Consider the following 17,755-nt stretch of genomic DNA (forward strand, 5'->3'; position numbering starts at 1 on the left):
GTGCTGACGGTAACAGGACGCGTCAACGAACGGAAGGGAAGGAAGCTGAGAAAACGCGAAAGAGCCCGCCCCGCGTGATGCGGAACGGGCTCTTTCGTCCTGGTGGAGCTGAGGGGACTCGAACCCCTGACCCTTTGCATGCCATGCAAATGCGCTACCAGCTGCGCCACAGCCCCAGGTCGTTACCTCGGAGACATTATCACAACCTTCACGGGCTCCTTTTCAGTCACCCTTTTCCGGTTGTTCCAGCGCCTCGCTGGGCAACGCATTCATAGTAGACAGCCGATCAGGCTCCAGGCAAATCGTCGGTGGCGGGGGCCGCGGCGGTCCGGCCGGAGAGCGGTCCGAGGTCCACCACGGGGCTGTCCCGCCACAGCCGCTCGAGGGCGTAGAACGCCCGGTCCTCGTCGTGCTGCACGTGGATCACGACGTCGCCGTAGTCCAGGAGCACCCAGCGCCCCTCGGAGCGGCCCTCGCGGCGGATCGGGCGCAGCTCGAGGCGCTCGACGAGCTTCTCCTCGATCTCGTCGACCACGGCGTTGACGAGCCGCTCGTTGGAGGCGGAGGCGACGAGGAAGGCGTCGGTGATGCCCAGGGCCTCGCTGACGTCGAGGGCCACGATGTCGTGGGCCTGCTTGGCGTCCGCCGCGGCGGCCGCGACCTGGAGGATGGAGAGGGAGAGATCGTTGACAGTCAAGGAGGATCCTTTCCCGGCGAACCGGAGGTCCCGTCCCGTGGGGACGGTTGGAGTGGACGAGTCGTGCAGGTACGGGTGGTGCGGGAACGGTCGGTGCGGTGGAGCCGGCGGGGTGCTCAGAGCACGAACAGCACGAGCACGACGGCGAGGGCCGCGAGCACCGCCAGCAGCAGGAACCACCAGGCGCCGTTCGTGCGGCGGCGGTACTCCCGGGGCTCCAGCAGCTCGAGCCCCTCGGCGGTGCTGGCCGGCACGGGGGCGGCCGGCGGATCGTCCTCGGCCGCGGGCCACGACGCCGCGGGCCCGGACGGAACGGCCCCCGGCGGAGCCGGTGGGTCCTCCGCGTGCCCGTGCTCCTCGTGGTCACCGGCCGCGGCGGGCGCGACCGGTGTGGAGCCGTGGTGCTCGGGATCCGTGGGCGCGACGATCTCGATGTGCGTGAGCGCCGCCAGGTCCTCCGGGGCGAGCCGGTTGCTGAACAGGGCCGGGTCGACGTGCACCGGGTCGTGGGACACGTGCTCGTCCGGCCCGTCCGGGCCGCCGCCGGGGAACACGACGGTGATCTGCTCGAGCGGCTCCTGCGGGTCCTCCGGCACCGCCGGAGGACGCGGGGCCGCAGCGGGCTGCCCCGGGCCGGGCGGTGCGGAGCCGGGCGCCGGGGCCTCCGGAGCCGCCACCGGCTCCCGGACCGCGGTGTCAGCGCCCGGGTCGGCCTGCGCGGCGCCGGCCTGGGCGGCGAGCTCCGCGAACCGGCGCTGCTTCTCGAGCAGCTCGGGGTCCGCCGGGCCGGCGCCGGCCTCCTCGAGCTCGCGGGCGCGCTCGGCCAGCTCGCGCTGCAGACGGGCCAGCCGCCGCGGCCCGAGGGGCTTGACGGGGCGGACCGGCACGCCGTCCCCCCCGAGGTCGATGATGGGCGCCGGTCCGGAGGGCGGCGGCGCCGGGGCCCAGTCGGGGTCCGGTGCGGCGCCGTCCCGCACGTCGTCCTCGCCGGCCATCAGGGTGCCTTCGCCGAGACGCCGCGGGCGCCGACGTGGTCCGTCGTCGTCCCGTCCTCGGGTCCGAGGTAGAGGCCGTACTTGTTGATGTACTGCACCACGCCGTCGGGCACGAGGTACCAAACGGGCTTGTGCTCGGCCACGCGGGCGCGGCAGTCCGTGGAGGAGATCGCCATCGCGGGCACCTCGAGCAGGTTCACGCCGCTGGAGCCCACGGGCGCGGCCAGGTCGTGGCCCGGCCGGGTGACGCCGACGAAGTGGGCGAGCTGCCAGAGCTCCTCGGCGCCCTTCCACGTCAGGATCTCCGCCATGACGTCCGCGCCCGTGATGAAGAACAGGTCCGCCTCCGGGCGCTGCCGCTTCAGGTCCCGCAGGGTGTCGACCGTGAACGTGGGACCGTCCCGCTCGATGTCCACCCGGCTGACCGTGAACCGCGGGTTGGAGGCCGTGGCGATCACCGTCATGAGGTAGCGGTGCTCCGCGGGGCTCACCGCCCCGGCGGCCTTCTGCCAGGGGTGCCCGGTCGGGACGAACACGACCTCGTCGAGGTCGAACTCCCCCGCCACCTCGGACGCGGCCACGAGGTGGCCGTGGTGGATGGGGTCGAACGTCCCGCCCATGACGCCGAGCCGGGTGCGGCCCGGCCTCCGGGGCGGGACGGCCGTGCCCGTCAGGGGCAGGCCCCGGGTCCGGGCGGCGGTGTCCTGCGGAGCGGTCGTCACGACGATGGGGTTCCCCGGCTCAGCCGTGGCGCTTGGCCGCGTACTCGTCGAGCATGGCTCGCTCGTCCGCGGGCAGGTCGGCGGGGTCCTGGTGCTGGCCGACCTCCGGGCTGAGGCCCCGGTTCGCGAAGGAGAGCGTCACCACCATGAGGCCGATCAGCACGACGAACACGGAGGCGCCCCAGACCCACGGGGGAACTCCGGCCTCGGCGGCGGCGTGCCCGCCCTCGGCGGCTGCGAGGACGGTGGTGACGGTCTGCTGAAACATGGGGATCCCTTCTGTCGCCGGCGTGGCGGCGGGTGGTCGGTGGACGGCCCTGCCGCCTCGGCCGGCTGGCCCGGACGGCTCTCATCGTACTGAATCCGCGGCGGGCCCGCCGCGTCCGGGGCTCAGGCGCGGACGTGCCCGTCGCCCTGGACGATCCACTTCGTGGTGGTCAGCTCCTCCAGGCCCATGGGTCCGCGCGCGTGCATCTTCTGGGTGGAGATGCCGATCTCGGCGCCGAGACCCAGCTGGCCCCCGTCGGTGAAGCGGGTGGAGGCGTTGACCATGACCGCGGCGGCGTCGATCTCGGCGACGAACCGCTCGGCGGAGGCGAGGTCGTTGGTCACGATCGCCTCGGTGTGCCGGGTGGACCACCGGTCGATGTGCTGGAGCGCCTCGTCCAGGGAGTCCACCACCTTCACGGCCAGGTCCATGGACAGGTATTCGGTGCCCCAGTCCTCGTCGGTGGCGCGCAGGTGGTGGCTGCCGGCCGGCAGCAGGGCCTCGGCCCGCTCGTCCACGTGCAGCGTGACGCCGGCCCGGTCGAGGGCCGCGAGCACGGCGGCCCCGTGCTCGAAGCCGCGGTGCAGCAGGAGGGTCTCCGTGGTGTTGCACGTGCTCGTGCGGTGGGTCTTGGAGTTGACGACCACGTCCACGGCCATCTTCTTCGACGCCGAGTGGTCGACGAAGAGGTGGACGTTGCCCTCGCCGGTCTCGATGACGGGGACCTTGGCGTTCTGGACGACGGACTGGATCAGACCGTGCCCGCCGCGCGGGATGAGGACGTCGACCTTCCCGCGGGCCGCCATGAGCGCGTTCGCGCCCTCGCGGCCGTACTCGTCGACGCTCTGGACGCAGTCCACGGGCAGCTTCACGTCGGCCAGGGAGTCCCGGATGACGCCCACGAGGGCCCGGTTGGACTCCTCCGCGGCCGAGCCGCCGCGCAGCAGCACCGCGTTGCCGGACTTCAGGGCGATCCCGGCGATGTCCACGGTGACGTTGGGGCGGGCCTCGTAGATGGCGCCGACCACGCCCATCGGCACGCGCACCTGGCGCATCCGCAGGCCGTTGGGCAGGGTGCTGCCGCGGACGAACCCGCCCACGGGGTCGGGCAGCGCGGCGAGCTCGCGCAGGCTCTCGGCCAGGCCGGTGATCCGCTCGGCGTCCAGCTTGAGCCGGTCCAGGAGGGCGGTGGAGGTCCCGTTCACGCGGCCGCGCTCGAGGTCCTTGGCGTTCGCGGCGAGCACCACGTCCTGCTTGCGCTCGATGCGGTCGGCGATGGCGAGCAGCGCCCGGTCCTTCCAGGCCCGGGTGGCGCGGCCCAGGACGCGGGCGGAGTCCCGGGCGTCGTCGGCCATCGCGGCGACGCCGGCGACGGGGTCCTCCCCGAAGGTGGCGATGACGCCGGTGTCGGTCACGACCGCCTTGCCGGTCGTGCGGGTGGCTTCGTCGGTGGTCACGGAATCGTGTGCGGCGGAAGTCATTTCTTCAGTTTAGTCCGTGCGCCGCGGGCGCGCAGGACCACGAGGTTGTCCACGTGCACGAGCTCCCGGCTGTAGTCGTCCCCGAGCTCCTCCGCCAGCACGGAGGTGGACTTGCCGAGCATCGGCGGGATCTCGTCCGAGGAGTAGTTGCTGAGCCCGTGGGCGATCTCCTTGCCCTCCTCGTCCCGCAGCGAGACGGGCTCCCCCGCCTCGAAGGTCCCGGACACGCCGGTGACCCCGGCGGCCAGCAGCGAGTTGCGGTCGCGGATCGCCTCGACGGCGCCAGGGTCGAGGGTCAGGGAGCCCTTGATGTCCGCGAGGTGGGCCAGCCACAGCAGCCGGACGTTGCGCCGCCCGCCGGAGGTCGCGAACCAGGTGCCGACGTCCTCGCCGTCCAGGGCGTGGGTGATGTTCTGGGCCGAGGTGACGAGCGCGGGGATGCCCGAGGCCGCGGCGATCCGGGCCGCCTGGACCTTGGTGACCATGCCGCCGGAGCCGACGCCGGCGCGGCCGACCGACCCGATCTGCACGCCCTCGAGGTCCTTGATGGGGTCGTTCACCACCGGGATCCGCTCCCCGCCCTTGCGGGGGTCCATGGTGTAGAGGGCGTCGACGTCGGAGAGCAGCAGCAGGACGTCGGCCTTGATCAGGTGGGCGATCAGGGCGGCGATCCGGTCGTTGTCGCCGAACTTGATCTCCTGGCTGGACACGGCGTCGTTCTCGTTGACGATGGGCAGCACGCCGAAGTCCAGGAGCCGTTCGATCTGGCGGTGGGTGTTCTTGTAGTGGCTGCGCCGCATCAGGTCCTCGGCGGTGACCAGCACCTGGCCCACCGTGACGCCGTAGCGGGCGAAGGACTCGATGTAGCGGCCCATGAGCAGGCCCTGGCCCACGGCCGCGGCCGCCTGCTTGCCGGCCAGGTTCTTCGGCCGCCGGGACAGCCCCAGGGGCGCCAGGCCGGCCGTGATGGCGCCCGAGGACACGAACACGAGCTCGATGCCGCGGGCCTTCGTCTCGCCGAGGGCGTCGACGATCATCCGCACGGCCTGCTCGTCGATCGAGCTCTCGATGGACGTCAGCGAGGACGAGCCGACCTTGACCACCACGCGGTGGGCGCGCGGGATGTCCTCGCGGCGCTCGATGGGGCTGCGCCGGTTCTTGCCGCGGTTCTCGCTGCTGAGCTGGACCGCGGACTTCTCCGCGACCTCCTCGAGCTGCTCGACGTCGATCTCGTTCGTCTGCTCGTTCATCCTGGGCGTCTCCCTCGTCCGGTGGGCGTCGTCGGTGTGTCGGGTCAGTCGGTGTGTCGGGTCGGTCGTCGGGTGGTGGCCTGGGGGCTCCCGGCACGTGCGGCCGCCGTCCGCCCCGCAGGCGGGCTCAGTCGTCGGTGCCGGCCGGGGCCTCGCCGCGCCGGGCGTCGACCGACTCGGTCCACACCCCGGCGGAGCGCTCGGCCTCGAGCTCGGCGCGGGCGGCGGCCTTGGCGCCCTTGCGGTCCTGGTACTGCTGGCGCTTCTGCTCGCGGGTGGGACGGTCGATGTCCGCGAAGCGCAGGTCGGTGCCGCGGGGCCCGGCCAGCAGCTCGGCGCCGCCGACCATCGTGGGCTCCCAGTCGAAGACCACGCCGTCGTCCTCGGGGCCGATGAGCACGGCGTCGCCGGGCCGGGCGCCCTGCTTGAACAGCTCCGTCTCGACACCGAGCTTCGCGAGCCGGTCGGCGAGGTAGCCGACGGCCTCCTCGTTGTTGAAGTCGGTCTGCAGGATCCACCGGTCGGGCTTGTCGCCGCGCACGTGCCACAGCGGCTCGAGGTTGCGCTCCTCCCGGGTGATGGTGAACTCGGGTCCGCGCACCCCCTTGGGTCGCAGCACGACCCGCGGGGCCTCCGCCGGGGCGGGGCGGGTCGCCCGGGCCTCCTGCACGACCTCGCCCATGGCGAAGGTCAGCTGCCGCAGCCCCTCGTGGGAGGCGGTGGAGATCTCGAACACGCGGTAGCCGCGGGACTCGAGCTCGGGCCGCACGAACTCGGCGAGCTCCCGGGCCTCGAGGACGTCGATCTTGTTCAGCACCACGAGCCGGGGCCGGTCGTTGAGCGGCACCGCCTGGCCGCCGTCGAGGTCGCCGTCGACGGCGTAGCCGGCGAGCTCCGCCTCGATCGTCTCGAGGTCGGAGACCGGGTCCCGCCCGGGCTCGAGGGTCGCACAGTCGAGGACGTGCACGAGCGCGGCGCAGCGCTCAACGTGGCGGAGGAACTCCAGCCCCAGGCCCTTGCCCTCGGAGGCGCCGGGGATCAGGCCCGGGACGTCCGCCACGGTGTAGCGCACGTCCCCGGCCTCCACCACGCCGAGGTTCGGGACGAGCGTGGTGAACGGGTAGTCGGCGATCTTGGGGCGGGCGGCGCTGATCGCGGCGATCAGGCTGGACTTGCCGGCGGAGGGGTAGCCGACCAGGGCGATGTCGGCGATGGACTTCAGCTCCAGGACCACGTCCCGGGCCGAGCCCGGCGTGCCGAGGAGCGCGAAGCCGGGGGCCTTCCGCTTGACCGAGGCCAGCGCGGCGTTGCCCAGCCCGCCCTGCCCGCCGGGGGCGGCCACGAACTCGGAGCCCTGGCCCACGAGGTCGGCCAGGACGTTGCCGTCCTGGTCCTTGACCACGGTGCCGTCGGGGACGGACAGCACGAGGTCCTCGCCCTTGTGCCCGTGGCGGAGGTCGCCCTTTCCGGGTCCGCCGTTGGGGGCGGACTGGTGCGGGGCGTGGTGGTAGTTCAGCAGCGTGGTGGTCTGGCCGTCCACGCGCAGCACCACGCTGCCGCCGTCCCCCCCGTTGCCGCCGTCCGGCCCGCCGAGCGGCTTGAACTTCTCGCGGCGGATGGACACGCAGCCGTGCCCGCCGGAGCCGCCGGAGACGTGCAGGACGACGCGGTCGACGAAACTGGCCACGGGGAACTCCTCTGGTTCAAGAACGGACGGGCCACGTTAAGACTGTAGAGGGCGGGCGCTGGACGCACCCACCCTCTACAGACCAAACATGGGTGGTGCGGGTCGTGACCCGCACCGGGGCCGGCAGCGCCGGCCCTGTGGACTACTCTGCGGCAGCCTGGATGTTGACGACCTTGCGGCCCCGGCGGGTGCCGAACTCGACCTGACCGGCGGCCAGGGCGAACAGGGTGTCGTCGCCACCGCGGCCGACGTTGAGGCCGGGGTGGAAGTGCGTGCCGCGCTGCCGGACGAGGATCTCGCCGGCGTTGACGGTCTGGCCGCCGAAGCGCTTCACGCCGAGGTACTGCGCGTTGGAGTCGCGACCGTTGCGAGTGGAGCTCGCGCCCTTCTTGTGTGCCATGAGGTGTGCCTACCTTCGGGTCTTTACTGGCTGGTGGAGTTTGGACGGGGACCGGGCCGGTCAGGCGTCGATGCCGGTCACCTTCACGGTGGTCAGCTCGGCACGGAAGCCCTGGCGCTTCTTGTAGCCGGTCTTGTTCTTGAACTTCTGGATGGAGATCTTGGGACCGCGGAGGTTCTCGACGATCTCGGCCGTGACCTTGACGCTCGCCAGGGTCTGGGCATCCGAGGTGATCTTGTCCCCGTCGACCAGCAGCAGGGCAGGGAGCTCGATGGTGCTGCCTGCTCCGCCGGCGACGCGGTCAAGGGTAACGAGGTCTCCGACGGAAACCTTTTCCTGGCGGCCGCCAGCGCGGACAATCGCGTACACCACTTGGGAACTCACTTCTCTCGACGTCATGTGTAAACAGTGTGGGTCGAGCGCATACCTGTCAGGACCAACGACGTTGAGACGAGCTGACGGTGACCGGCCCGTGGGACTAGGCCGAGGTCAGCGCAGGTTCGCCGCAATTCAGGAACTGCACCCGCATGTGCCGCCAGGTGGGGTGTCGAGTTTTTACACGCGCGCACCGGCAGGGCACCGAAGATCAAGACTACTCGATCCGGTCAGCGCCCGCCAACCGGCGCTCCGCCACCGGCGCGGCGAAGAAGTCCCGCTCGAGCGCGCAGGCCTCCAGGAACACCTCCCGCATCCTCGCCCGGACGTCCGCAGGGGCCGCGCGGGCGGCGTCGTCGAGCAGCCGGCGGGCCGTGCGGGTGGCCTCCTGGAATCCCTCGTCCGCGTACGTGGCCAGCCAGTCCGCGTAGGGGTGCCCGTCGGTCCCGTCGGCCGCGGCGAGCTCGTTCAGGTGGCGGCCCACGTCCGCGTAGACCCAGTAGCACGGCAGCACGGCGGCCAGGCCCACCGGGTAGGGCTCGGCGGCGGTGGCCGCGAGCAGGAACGTGGTGTAGCGCCGCGTCACCTCGCCGAGGCCGTCCCGGGCACTGCCGGCCCGGGCTCCGCCGTCCCCGGCGTGCCGCAGCCGGGCCCGGTGCAGCTGCGCCTCGGTCTCGGTGCAGGACACGGCGCCGGCGGCGAAGAACAGCCGCTGCTCCTCGTCGGGCGCCCTGGCGGCCAGCAGGGCCAGCGCCCGGCTGTAGCCGTCGAGGTACTGCAGGTCCTGGTCGAGGTAGGCGAGGAAGCGGTCCGGCTCGAGCCGGCCGTCGCCGAGGAGGCGGACGAACTCCAGCTCCTCGATCTCCCGCCGCACGGCCGCGGAGGCCTCCCACAGCTCGTCGGTGAACCGCTCCGGCGCCGTGCCCCAGCTCTCGAGGGCGTCCTGGACGTGGTGGAAGTGGTGGACGGGCCCGCTGCCGTGGCCGACCTCGAGGTCCCCGGCGGCCTCGAGGGCCCCGCGCAGCCAGTTCCGGGCGATCCGCAGGCTCCGGGGCCAGTCCCCGTGCCGGGCCTGGAGGGTGGCCAGGGCCGAGGAGAGGGAGCAGCCGGTGCCGTGGGAGTTCTCGGTGGGCACGCGGGCGCCGTCGAAGGCCACGAGGGGCTCGGGGGCGTCCGGGCCCACGAGCGCGTCGGGCGTCCGGTCCCCCGTGAGGTGCCCGCCCTTGACGAGCACCAGGGTGCCGTGGGCGCGGGCCACGCGGTGGCCCTGCGCGAGGGCCTCGTCCCACGACGACGCCGTGTCCTCCCCGGCGAGCACGGCGAGCTCCTGCAGGTTCGGGGTGATCAGGTCGGCGAGGCCGAGCATCGCGCGCAGGGCGTCCTCGGCCTCGCGCTCCAGCAGGCGGCCCCCGGAGGTCGCGACCATGACGGGGTCCAGGACCACGACCGGCGGCCGGTGGGTCCCGAGCCACCGGGTGACGGCCTCGATGACCGGCACGGACCCGAGCATCCCGATCTTGACGGCGTCGATCTCGACGTCCTCGGCGACCGCGTCCAGCTGTGCCGAGAGGAACTCGACCGGCGGGACGTGGATGTCGCGCACGCCCACGGTGTTCTGGACGACGACGGCGGTGACGGCGCTCATCCCGTAGCCGCCCATCGCGGCGATCGACTTGAGGTCCGCGTGCTGGCCGGCGCCGCCCGTGGGGTCGGTGCCGGCGATGGCCAGGACGCGGGGCACGCGGGCGGTCACGGGGCCACCTCCCCGGCGGGCACGGCGGTGAAGGCCCGCAGGTAGCGAGCGGCCGCGGCGGCGGGGTCCGGGTCGGCGCAGATCCCGGAGACCACGGCCAGCCCCGCGGCGCCGGCGGCGCGCAGGCCGGGGGCGTCCTCGACCCGCACCCCGCCGATGGCCAGGCAGGGCAGGGCCGTGCGGGCCGCGGCGCGGGCGAAGCCCTCGACGCCCAGCGGCTCGGGGTGGTCGGGCTTGGTGCGGGTCGCCCGCACCGCCCCGACGCCCAGGTAGTCGACCGTCCCGGCCGGCAGCGCGGCGGCAGCATCGAGCTCCTCCGCCGTGGCGGCGCTGAGGCCGAGCACGGCGTGCGGGCCGCAGATCTCCCGGGCGAGCGCCACGGGCAGGTCCGACTGGCCCACGTGCACGCCGGCCACGGGGGCGCCGGCCGCGCGGGCGGCGAGGTACACGTCGGCGCGGTCGTCCACGAGCACGGGCACCTCCCGGCCCACGCGCTCGGCGACGGCCGTCAGCAGGGCGACGAGCTCGCGGACCGGGGCGTCCTTCTCCCGCACCTGGACCATGGTGGCTCCGCCGCGCACGGCGGCGGCCACGACGTCCGGGACCGCCCGGGGAGCGCTCAGGGCGGTGTCCGTCACCAGGTGCAGGGACAGGGCCGCGGGGTCGAGGCTCGGGCTCACCGGGCGACCTCCTCGCGCACGAGCTCCGCCCGGGCGGCGATCCCCTCCGGGGTGACGGCGTGCAGCCGGTCCAGCAGCGCCACGGCGAAGGAGCCGGGCCCGGCGGAGTCGGCGGCCGCGTCCTCGGCCGCGAGGGTGTACACCGTGGTGGCGGCCACCGCCGCGGCGGCCGGGTCCGTGCGCACGGCGGTGAACGCCGCCATGAGGGCACCCAGGGCGCACCCGCCGCCGGTGATGCGGGTCAGCAGGGGCGTGCCGTGCGGCACCCGGACCACCGTGCCGTCCGGGGAGCGCACGAGGTCCACGGGCCCGGACACGGCCACCGCCGAGCCGGCCCGCTCGGCGAGCGCAGCGGCGGCGTCCCGGGCCGCGTCGACGCCGTGGGTCGCGTCCGTGCCGCGGCCGCCGGCGCCGCCGGCGAGGGCGATGACCTCGGAGGCGTTGCCGCGCACGATCGCCGGCTCGAACCCGAGCAGGTCGCGGGCCAGCGCCGTGCGCACGGGCAGGGCACCCACCGCCACCGGGTCCAGGACCCAGGCCCGGCCCGCGCGGCGCCGGGCCCCGACGGCCTCATAGGCGGCGCCGCGCTGCTCGGCGGTGGGCGTGCCGGTGTTGACGAGGAGGCCGTCGGCGAGCTCCGCGAAGACCCCGCCCTCGCCCTGGATGTCGGTCATCGCCGGGGACGCGCCCACGGCGAGCAGCACGTTGGCGGTGAAGTTGGTGACCACGGCGTTGGTGATGCACTGCACCAGCGGCGCCGCGGCGCGCAGGTCCGCCAGGGCCGCGGCGGCGTCCTCGGCGAGCGCGGGGTCCGGCGGCAGCGGCCTCCCGGGTCCTGGTGTGCGGTCGGACGGGGGTACGGCATCGCGCATCTGCGACATCCCTTCGCTAGTACTGGCTAGATCAGGTTCGACGGGTGTGTTCTCAGCCGCTCGTGCGGCACCCCGTGTCTGGTGTCCTGCCAGTCTAGTCGTCGTGCGGGAGCCGGCACGGACCCCGCACGGGATCAGAACATGCCGTTGGCGTGCGCCATCCGCTCGGGCACCGGCTGCGAGACGCCCCAGTGCTCCACGATCCGGCCGTCGTCGAGGCGCCAGAGGTCGTAGCAGGCGACCGTTCCGGTGGATCCCCCGTCGCTGTTCCCTCCGGGAACGGCCTCCGCGACGGTCAGCACGAAGTTCCCCTCGCCGACCACGCGGCGCAGCCGCTGGTACGCGGGCTGCGGGCCGTCCGGCGTGCCGCCGGTGTGCTCGATGCAGCCCCGGGGGCTCAGGTGGTCCTGGACGGCGTGGCGGTCGCCCCCGACGAGGGCGGCCTCGACCCACTCGGCGGCGATGCGCTTGTTGCCCTGCGTCCGCTCGTGGTCCGTGACCGCGACGGGACCGTCGAGCTGGGGGCGGGCGCCGTCGGGGCCCGTGCGCAGGGCCTCGAAGACGTCCCAGTGCTCGGCGATCCGTCCGTCCTCCACCCGGAAGACGTCGAAGCCGACCAGCGGCTCCGGACCGAGCCCTTCGTACACCGAGTGGACGGCCACCGTCCCGTGGTCGTCGAGCATCCGGACCATGTCCACGCGGAAGTCCTCGGGCATGCTCTGCACGAACTGCCTGAGACCCTCGCGCCCGTCCGGCGCGAGCGGCGAGTGCTGGACGAAGTCCTCCGTGTAGTGACGGTCCACGGCCGACGGATCCCGGTGGACGAACAGTTCCGTGCCGGTGGTGCGGATGGTGTCTGCACTGGTCATGGCGATGCTCCCTGGAGCGGGCGGCCGCTCTCCCGGCGGACGGGACGGCGGCCCCGGGTGTGCTGTGGTGCGCACCACGGTACGCCGCCGCACGGAGGGCGGGCAGGCCGGGACGGTCCGTGACGGTCCGCGACGACGGAGGACCCCGACCGTGCCGGTCGGGGTCCTCCGTGGTGCTGCTCGGCGGGGCGGGTCAGCCCCGGTCGGCGGGCCGGCCGCTGGTGAGGTCCTCGGCCTTGACGCCGACGCCGACGACGGTCGGCGCCCGGCGGGAGGACTCCTCCGGGGCGCGCTGGGCGACGGTCTTCGCCTCGTGCCGGGCGCCCTCCGCGGCGGCCGCCCGGCCGGCGGTCACCTCGGCCTCGCCGGGCCGCGCCGCCGGGGCCGAGGCCCGCCGGGAGCGCCGCCGGGGCCGCACGGGCTCGACGTCCGCCTGCTCCGCGGCGACCGCCGCGGCGGGAGCGGGCGCCTGCCGCTCCGTGCGCTCCTGTGCCGTGCTCTCCTGGGCCGTGCTCTCCTGGGCCGTGCTCTCCTGGGCCGGGGCCTCCGCCGCGGCGGTGGCCCCCTCCGCGGCGTCATCCGCACCGGTGACCGCCTCGGCGGCGGCCTCCGGGGCGGCGGAGCCGGCGTCCGGTCCCCGCTGCCCGAAGACCTCCGCGAGGGAGTCCAGGCTCAGCGGCCGGGCCTCGGCGGGCTCGACGACCACGGCGTGGCCCTGCGGCAGCTCGATGACCTCGCCGTTGATGGTCAGGCGCGAGCCCTGCTCGCCCGGCGCCCCCTCGGCGGGGAGCTGCTCCGGGGCGGCGGGGGCGGTGTCCTCCCCCTCCTCCGGCTGCTGCTCGGCGGCGGTGTCCCCGCCCTGGCCACGTCCGCGGCTGCGCTTGCCGCGGCGCTTCTTCCGGGAGCGCCCCGAGCCCTCGGGCCGGGACTCCGCCGGCTGGGCGGCCTCCTCGGCGCGCTCCGGCTCGTCCGCGGCCGCCTCCTCGTGGTGGGTGGCGGCGGCGATCGTCGCGAACGCCGTCCGCGCGGCCTCGGCCTTGGCCTTCTCCGCGGGATCGGCCTCGGCGGAGCGCTGCTCCGTCCGGGCGGGCTGCTGCTCGCTGCGGCCCCCGCGGCCGCGCTTGCGCTCCGTGCGGTTCGGCCGCTGGTCGCGGGACTCGCTCGTGACGCCGCCGGAGCGGCCCTCGAGCGGCTGGTCGTGGACCACCACGCCGCGGCCGGCGCAGTGCTCGCACGGCTCGGAGAACACCTCCAGCAGGCCGGTGCCCATGCGCTTGCGGGTCATCTGCACGAGGCCCAGCGAGGTCACCTCCGCCACCTGGTGCTTGGTGCGGTCCCGGCCCAGGCACTCCACCAGCCGGCGCAGCACGAGGTCCCGGTTGGACTCCAGGACCATGTCGATGAAGTCGATCACGATGATCCCGCCGATGTCCCGCAGCCGCAGCTGCCGGACGATCTCCTCGGCCGCCTCCAGGTTGTTCTTGGTGACGGTCTCCTCGAGGTTGCCCCCGGAGCCGGTGAACTTGCCGGTGTTCACGTCGACCACCGTCATCGCCTCGGTGCGGTCGATGACGAGCGAGCCGCCCGAGGGCAGGAAGACCTTGCGCTCGAGTGCCTTCTGGATCTGTTCCTCCACGCGGTAGTTCACGAACAGGTCCTCGTCCTCGTCCCACTTCTTGAGCCGGTCGAGCAGGTCCGGTGCGACGTAGGTCACGTACGCCTCGATGTTGTCCCACGCCTCGTCGCCCTGGACGACCATGGTGGTGAAGTCCTCGTTGAAGACGTCGCGCACCGTCTTGATCGTGAGGTCCGGCTCCGCGTAGAGCATCTCGGGCGCGAGCGTCCTGGTCGACCCGGCCCGCTCCTGGATCTGCTCCCACTGGGCTCGCAGCCGGTTGATGTCGTGGGTGAGCTCCTGCTCGGAGGCCCCCTCGGCGGCGGTGCGCACGATGACGCCCGCCCCGTCCGGCAGACGGTCCTTGAGGATCTTCTTCAGCCGGGCGCGCTCCACGTCGGGCAGCTTCCGGGAGATCCCGGTCATCGACCCGCCCGGGACGTAGACCAGGTACCGGCCGGGCAGGGAGATCTGGCTCGTGAGCCGGGCGCCCTTGTGCCCCACCGGGTCCTTGGTGACCTGCACCAGGACCGAGTCCCCGGACTTCAGCGCGACCTCGATCCGGCGCGGCCCGCCCTCGAGCCGCGACGCGTCCCAGTTGACCTCGCCGGCGTAGAGCACGGCGTTGCGGCCCCGGCCGATGTCGATGAACGCGGCCTCCATGGACGGCAGCACGTTCTGCACCTTGCCCACGTAGACGTTGCCGATCAGGGAGTCCTGCTGGGTGTGCGAGACGAAGTGCTCGGCCAGGACGCCGTCCTCGAGGACGCCGATCTGGATCCGGTTGTCCTTCTGCCGGACCAGCATCTGCCGCTCGACCGACTCGCGGCGGGCCAGGAACTCGGCCTCGGTGATCACCTGGCGGCGGCGGCCCGTCTGGCGGGACTCGCGCCGGCGCTGCTTCTTGGCCTCGAGCCGCGTGGAGCCCTTCACGGCCACGACCTCGTCGACCGTGGCGGTCTCCGCGGCGCGGGGCGCCCGGACCCGGGTCACCGTGTTGGGCGGGTCGTCGTCGCTGCCGCCCACGAGCTCCATGTCGACCTCGCCGCGGCGGCGGCGCCGACGGCGGCGGCTGGTGGCGCTCCCGCCGGTCCCCTGGCCGGCCTCCTCACCCTCGTCGGCGAGCTCCGCCGTGTCCGGCTCCTCGGGACCGTCGCCCGGGTCCTCGGCGGAGGCGTTCTCCTCCTGCTGGCGGCGCCGCGCCTCCCGGCGCCGGGCGGCGCGCTGCTGAGCGGCCTCGCGCAGCTCGTCGAGGTCCGGGGCGTGGAACATGAGCGAGGTCGCCGTCACCGCGGCGGCCGGCGCCGTGCGCGGCTCCCCGTCGTCGTCGGTGTCCTCGTCGTCGGTGTCCGCGCCGTCATCGGAGTCCGCGCGATCGTCCCCGGCGGACGGGGCGGAGTCCTGCCCGGCTCCGTCCGGCGCGTCGGCGGCCGGGGCCCCGGGGCCCAGGTCCTCGGTCTCGCCGGCGGGCTCGACGCCCTCGGCGGCCTCCTCGGCACCGGGCGTGCCGGGCGCGGGGTTCGCGGGCGCGGCGGCCTCCTCGGCCACCGCACCGGGGCGCTCGTCGCCGGGGACCGCGGTCCCGGGCGCGACGTCGAGGGTGTCGGTCCCCGCGGCGTCGCCGGTGGCCGGCGCGGACAGCGCGGCCTCCACCGGCTCGCCGGTGGCCGGCGCAACCTCCGCCGGCTCGTCCGGGACCTCGCCCGGCGTGTCGGGTCCGGCCTCCGGGACGGTGTCCGGCGCGGGACGCGCGTCCTCCGACGGCTCCTCGAGCACGTGGCCCGAGACCTCGGGGGCAGTGTCCGGCACGGCCGGCGCGTCCTCCGACGGCTCCTCGGGCACGTGGCCCGGCACCTCGGGGGCGGTGTCCTGCACCGTTGCCTCCGCCACCGGGAGGTCCCGGCGGGCGTCGTGCGATGTGTTCTGCTGACCAGCGTCCAGGGCGTCCTGCGCCCCGGCCTGGTTCACCTGTTCGGCATCCATATACAGCTGTGCTCCTGCCGCGGTACGCCGTCCGTACCCGGTCCCCGCAGCTGCTTGGTCGGCGTATCGCCGGTGGGGGTCCACGCGGCGGCCAGAAGTCCTGTGCGTACCCGTCGCGTCCCGCACACCTCGCGAACGGGCGGGGACGGCAACGAGCCAGTCCGGGGCTTCGAGCCGCTGCTCACGAGGGCAACGGTCTTGGGCCGGCGGCGGACGCGCTCAATCCGATGAGAGCCGCGGGTCCTGCCGACCTGGGGTCGAAGTCCGACTGGGCCGAGATCCCGCGTACGGGCGGGCTCGACCGTGGCCAGTATCTCACAGACGCCCCGGTGCGGGCCGGATTGGGTCCGTCACGGCCCGCAACCCGCGGGCACGGGGCCGGGAGAGCCCCCGGGGAGCATCAGGGGGCATCGCCTAGGATCGGCGTGTGACTTCCACTCCGCCCCGCCTCGACGACTCCCCCGCCGTGTCCCGCGGCCCGGACGCCCGCGCCGACCGGCGCTGGGGCCTCGTGGCCCTCGTGACCGGGCTCCTGGGCTTCTACGGCGCCGCCACGCTGGTGTACGAGCGGCTCCAGCTCTTCCTCGACGCCGGCCACCGCACCAGCTGCGACATCAACTCGTGGCTGTCCTGCGGCACCGTCATGCGCACGCCCCAGGCGGAGGCCTTCGGCTTCCCCAACCCCTTTATCGGCATCGTCGCCTACGCGGTCGTCGTGGCCGTGGCGCTCGCGGTGCTGGCGGGTGCGCGGTTCGCCGCCTGGTACTGGTGGGGGCTGCAGATCGGGGTGACCCTCGGCTGGGTCTTCGTGCTGTGGCTGTGGTGGCAGACCACCTTCGAGATCAACGCCCTGTGCCTGTACTGCATGCTCGTGTGGGTGATGCAGACCGTCCTGCTGGTGCACACCACGACCCGCAACCTGCGCGGCGGGGTGCTGCCGGCGCCGGCCGGCGTGGCGCGCGGCGCCGAGCAGTGGGCGTGGTTCGTCTCCGCCGCCCTGCTCGTGCTGCTCTTCGGGACCGTCCTGGTCCGGTTCGCCGGGGTCATCTTCCCGGCCTGAGCCCGCCCGGTGCCGTGCGGCTCCGCCGGACGCGGCACGGCACCGACGACGAACGGCCTCCGCCCGTGCTGGGCGGAGGCCGTCGTCGTCGGTGCGCACCGGGGTCCGGCGGGCGCAGGGCTCAGGCGAACCAGATGCCGATCTCACGCTCGGCGGACTCCGGGGAGTCGGAGCCGTGCACGATGTTCTGCTGGACCTTCTCGCCCCAGTCCCGGCCGAGGTCGCCGCGGATCGTGCCCGGCGCGGCGGTGGTCGGCTCGGTGGTCCCGGCCAGGGACCGGAAGCCCTCGATCACCCGGTGGCCCTCGACGACGGCGGCCACGACCGGACCGCTCAGCATGAACTCGACGAGCGGCTCGTAGAACGGCTTCCCCTGGTGTTCGGCGTAGTGCTGCTCCAGCACGGAGCGCTCCGCGTGCAGCAGGCGCAGGTCGACGAGGCGGTAGCCCTTCGCCTCGATCCGGGCGAGCACCTCGCCGGTGAGGCCGCGGGCCACGCCGTCGGGCTTGACGAGGACGAGGGTGCGTTCCGTGGTCATGGGGGTCCTTCCGAGGTGCGGGTCCAGGATGTCGGTGCCCAGCCTAGCCGTCCGGGTGCTCCCGCTCCCACTGCGCCTGGGCGGCGTCGCGAGCGGCGTTCTCCCGGTCCAGCCGCGCCCCGGTGCGCACGGCGTACCACCAGGCGAGCACGGACAGTCCGCCCACGAAGAACATCGTGGGCAGCACGAAGCCGGTGGCCAGGAACACGGCCTGCAGGACCCAGCCGACCGTGTACCCCCAGGGCCGGCCCAGCACGGCGGGGGCCAGCCCCAGGAGCAGCGCGAGCGCGGTCCCGCCGGCCAGGATCGCCGTCCGGGCCCCGTCCCCGAGCTCCCGGCCGAGGACACCGTAGGCGGTGAGGGCCGCGAAGAACGCGATGAACGCCTCCATGACCAGCACCGAGGAGGCGAACATCGTGCGGATCGAGCGCCGCGGCCGGGGCTGCCCGGGGCTCCGGTCGCGCTGGGCTCTGGTCATGCGTGCCACGTGGGACGGGTCCTCTCCTGCGG

The 17,755-nt window shown here is 74.1% G+C and carries 17 protein-coding genes, 1 tRNA gene and 1 riboswitch; of the genes, 1 reads left to right on the forward strand and 17 read right to left on the reverse strand.

Going from position 1 to position 17,755, the window contains the following annotated elements; translation table 11 throughout:
- Positions 1–100 precede the first annotated feature (100 nt).
- From CK505_RS05745 to CK505_RS05815, 15 genes are all read right to left on the reverse strand, one after another.
- Positions 101–176 (reverse strand) — tRNA-Ala (locus CK505_RS05745).
- 110 nt (positions 177–286) lie between these two features.
- Positions 287–697 carry a ribosome silencing factor gene (rsfS, locus tag CK505_RS05750; protein ID WP_017834607.1) on the reverse strand — a complete coding sequence of 137 codons (411 nt, stop codon included), beginning with the start codon at positions 695–697 and terminating at the stop codon, positions 287–289.
- A 116-nt stretch (positions 698–813) separates the two neighbouring features.
- Positions 814–1,692, reverse strand: a complete 879-nt coding sequence (locus CK505_RS05755) for a hypothetical protein (RefSeq protein ID WP_095650517.1) — start codon at positions 1,690–1,692, stop codon at positions 814–816.
- A complete protein-coding gene (nadD, locus tag CK505_RS05760; RefSeq protein ID WP_306460803.1) occupies positions 1,692–2,366 on the reverse strand; it encodes a nicotinate-nucleotide adenylyltransferase in 675 nt (224 codons plus the stop codon). The genes CK505_RS05755 and nadD overlap by 1 nt, the downstream gene beginning before the upstream one ends.
- A 67-nt stretch (positions 2,367–2,433) precedes the next feature.
- Positions 2,434–2,682, reverse strand: coding sequence for a hypothetical protein (locus CK505_RS05765; protein ID WP_017834605.1), 249 nt, complete (start codon positions 2,680–2,682; stop codon positions 2,434–2,436).
- A 122-nt stretch (positions 2,683–2,804) separates the two neighbouring features.
- Positions 2,805–4,163, reverse strand: a complete 1,359-nt coding sequence (locus CK505_RS05770) for a glutamate-5-semialdehyde dehydrogenase (protein WP_303621201.1) — start codon at positions 4,161–4,163, stop codon at positions 2,805–2,807.
- Entirely contained in the window at positions 4,160–5,413 is a 1,254-nt protein-coding gene (proB, locus tag CK505_RS05775; protein WP_095650518.1) for a glutamate 5-kinase, read from the reverse strand. Before proB ends, CK505_RS05770 begins: the two co-directional genes overlap by 4 nt.
- A 127-nt stretch (positions 5,414–5,540) precedes the next feature.
- Positions 5,541–7,100, reverse strand: a complete 1,560-nt coding sequence (gene obgE, locus CK505_RS05780; protein WP_095650519.1) for a GTPase ObgE — start codon at positions 7,098–7,100, stop codon at positions 5,541–5,543.
- A gap of 142 nt (positions 7,101–7,242) precedes the next feature.
- The gene (rpmA, locus tag CK505_RS05785) at positions 7,243–7,500 is read right to left on the reverse strand and encodes a 50S ribosomal protein L27 (RefSeq protein WP_017834601.1); all 258 of its coding nucleotides are present in this window, start codon (positions 7,498–7,500) and stop codon (positions 7,243–7,245) included.
- A 60-nt stretch (positions 7,501–7,560) separates the two neighbouring features.
- Entirely contained in the window at positions 7,561–7,872 is a 312-nt protein-coding gene (gene rplU / locus CK505_RS05790; RefSeq protein ID WP_017834600.1) for a 50S ribosomal protein L21, read from the reverse strand.
- A 220-nt stretch (positions 7,873–8,092) separates the two neighbouring features.
- A complete protein-coding gene (locus CK505_RS05795; RefSeq protein WP_095650520.1) occupies positions 8,093–9,628 on the reverse strand; it encodes a bifunctional hydroxymethylpyrimidine kinase/phosphomethylpyrimidine kinase in 1,536 nt (511 codons plus the stop codon).
- Positions 9,625–10,308, reverse strand: a complete 684-nt coding sequence (gene thiE / locus CK505_RS05800; RefSeq protein ID WP_095650521.1) for a thiamine phosphate synthase — start codon at positions 10,306–10,308, stop codon at positions 9,625–9,627. Before thiE ends, CK505_RS05795 begins: the two co-directional genes overlap by 4 nt.
- Positions 10,305–11,180, reverse strand: a complete 876-nt coding sequence (gene thiM, locus CK505_RS05805; RefSeq protein WP_081994586.1) for a hydroxyethylthiazole kinase — start codon at positions 11,178–11,180, stop codon at positions 10,305–10,307. The genes thiE and thiM overlap by 4 nt, the downstream gene beginning before the upstream one ends.
- Positions 11,172–11,265: riboswitch (TPP riboswitch) on the reverse strand. (Overlaps the previous gene by 9 nt.)
- A gap of 49 nt (positions 11,266–11,314) precedes the next feature.
- Positions 11,315–12,049 carry a nuclear transport factor 2 family protein gene (locus CK505_RS05810; protein WP_095650522.1) on the reverse strand — a complete coding sequence of 245 codons (735 nt, stop codon included), beginning with the start codon at positions 12,047–12,049 and terminating at the stop codon, positions 11,315–11,317.
- Positions 12,050–12,242: 193 nt separating this feature from the next.
- Entirely contained in the window at positions 12,243–15,647 is a 3,405-nt protein-coding gene (locus CK505_RS05815) for an Rne/Rng family ribonuclease (protein ID WP_255250894.1), read from the reverse strand.
- Between the two features lie 427 nt (positions 15,648–16,074).
- Here CK505_RS05815 and CK505_RS05820 point away from each other — a divergent pair, with 427 nt between their 5' ends.
- Complete coding sequence (locus CK505_RS05820) at positions 16,075–16,707, forward strand: vitamin K epoxide reductase family protein (protein ID WP_035930031.1); 633 nt, start codon at positions 16,075–16,077, stop codon at positions 16,705–16,707.
- 121 nt (positions 16,708–16,828) lie between these two features.
- Here CK505_RS05820 and ndk read toward each other — a convergent pair whose 3' ends face one another.
- Positions 16,829–17,245: a nucleoside-diphosphate kinase gene (gene ndk, locus CK505_RS05825; protein ID WP_017834593.1), complete on the reverse strand. Its 417-nt coding sequence runs from the start codon at positions 17,243–17,245 to the stop codon at positions 16,829–16,831.
- A 43-nt stretch (positions 17,246–17,288) separates the two neighbouring features.
- A complete protein-coding gene (locus CK505_RS05830) occupies positions 17,289–17,723 on the reverse strand; it encodes a DUF4233 domain-containing protein (RefSeq protein WP_081994585.1) in 435 nt (144 codons plus the stop codon).
- Positions 17,724–17,755 lie beyond the last annotated feature (32 nt).

The sequence above is a fragment of the Kocuria sp. WN036 genome (assembly GCF_002287015.1).
Taxonomy (GTDB): domain Bacteria; phylum Actinomycetota; class Actinomycetes; order Actinomycetales; family Micrococcaceae; genus Kocuria; species Kocuria rosea.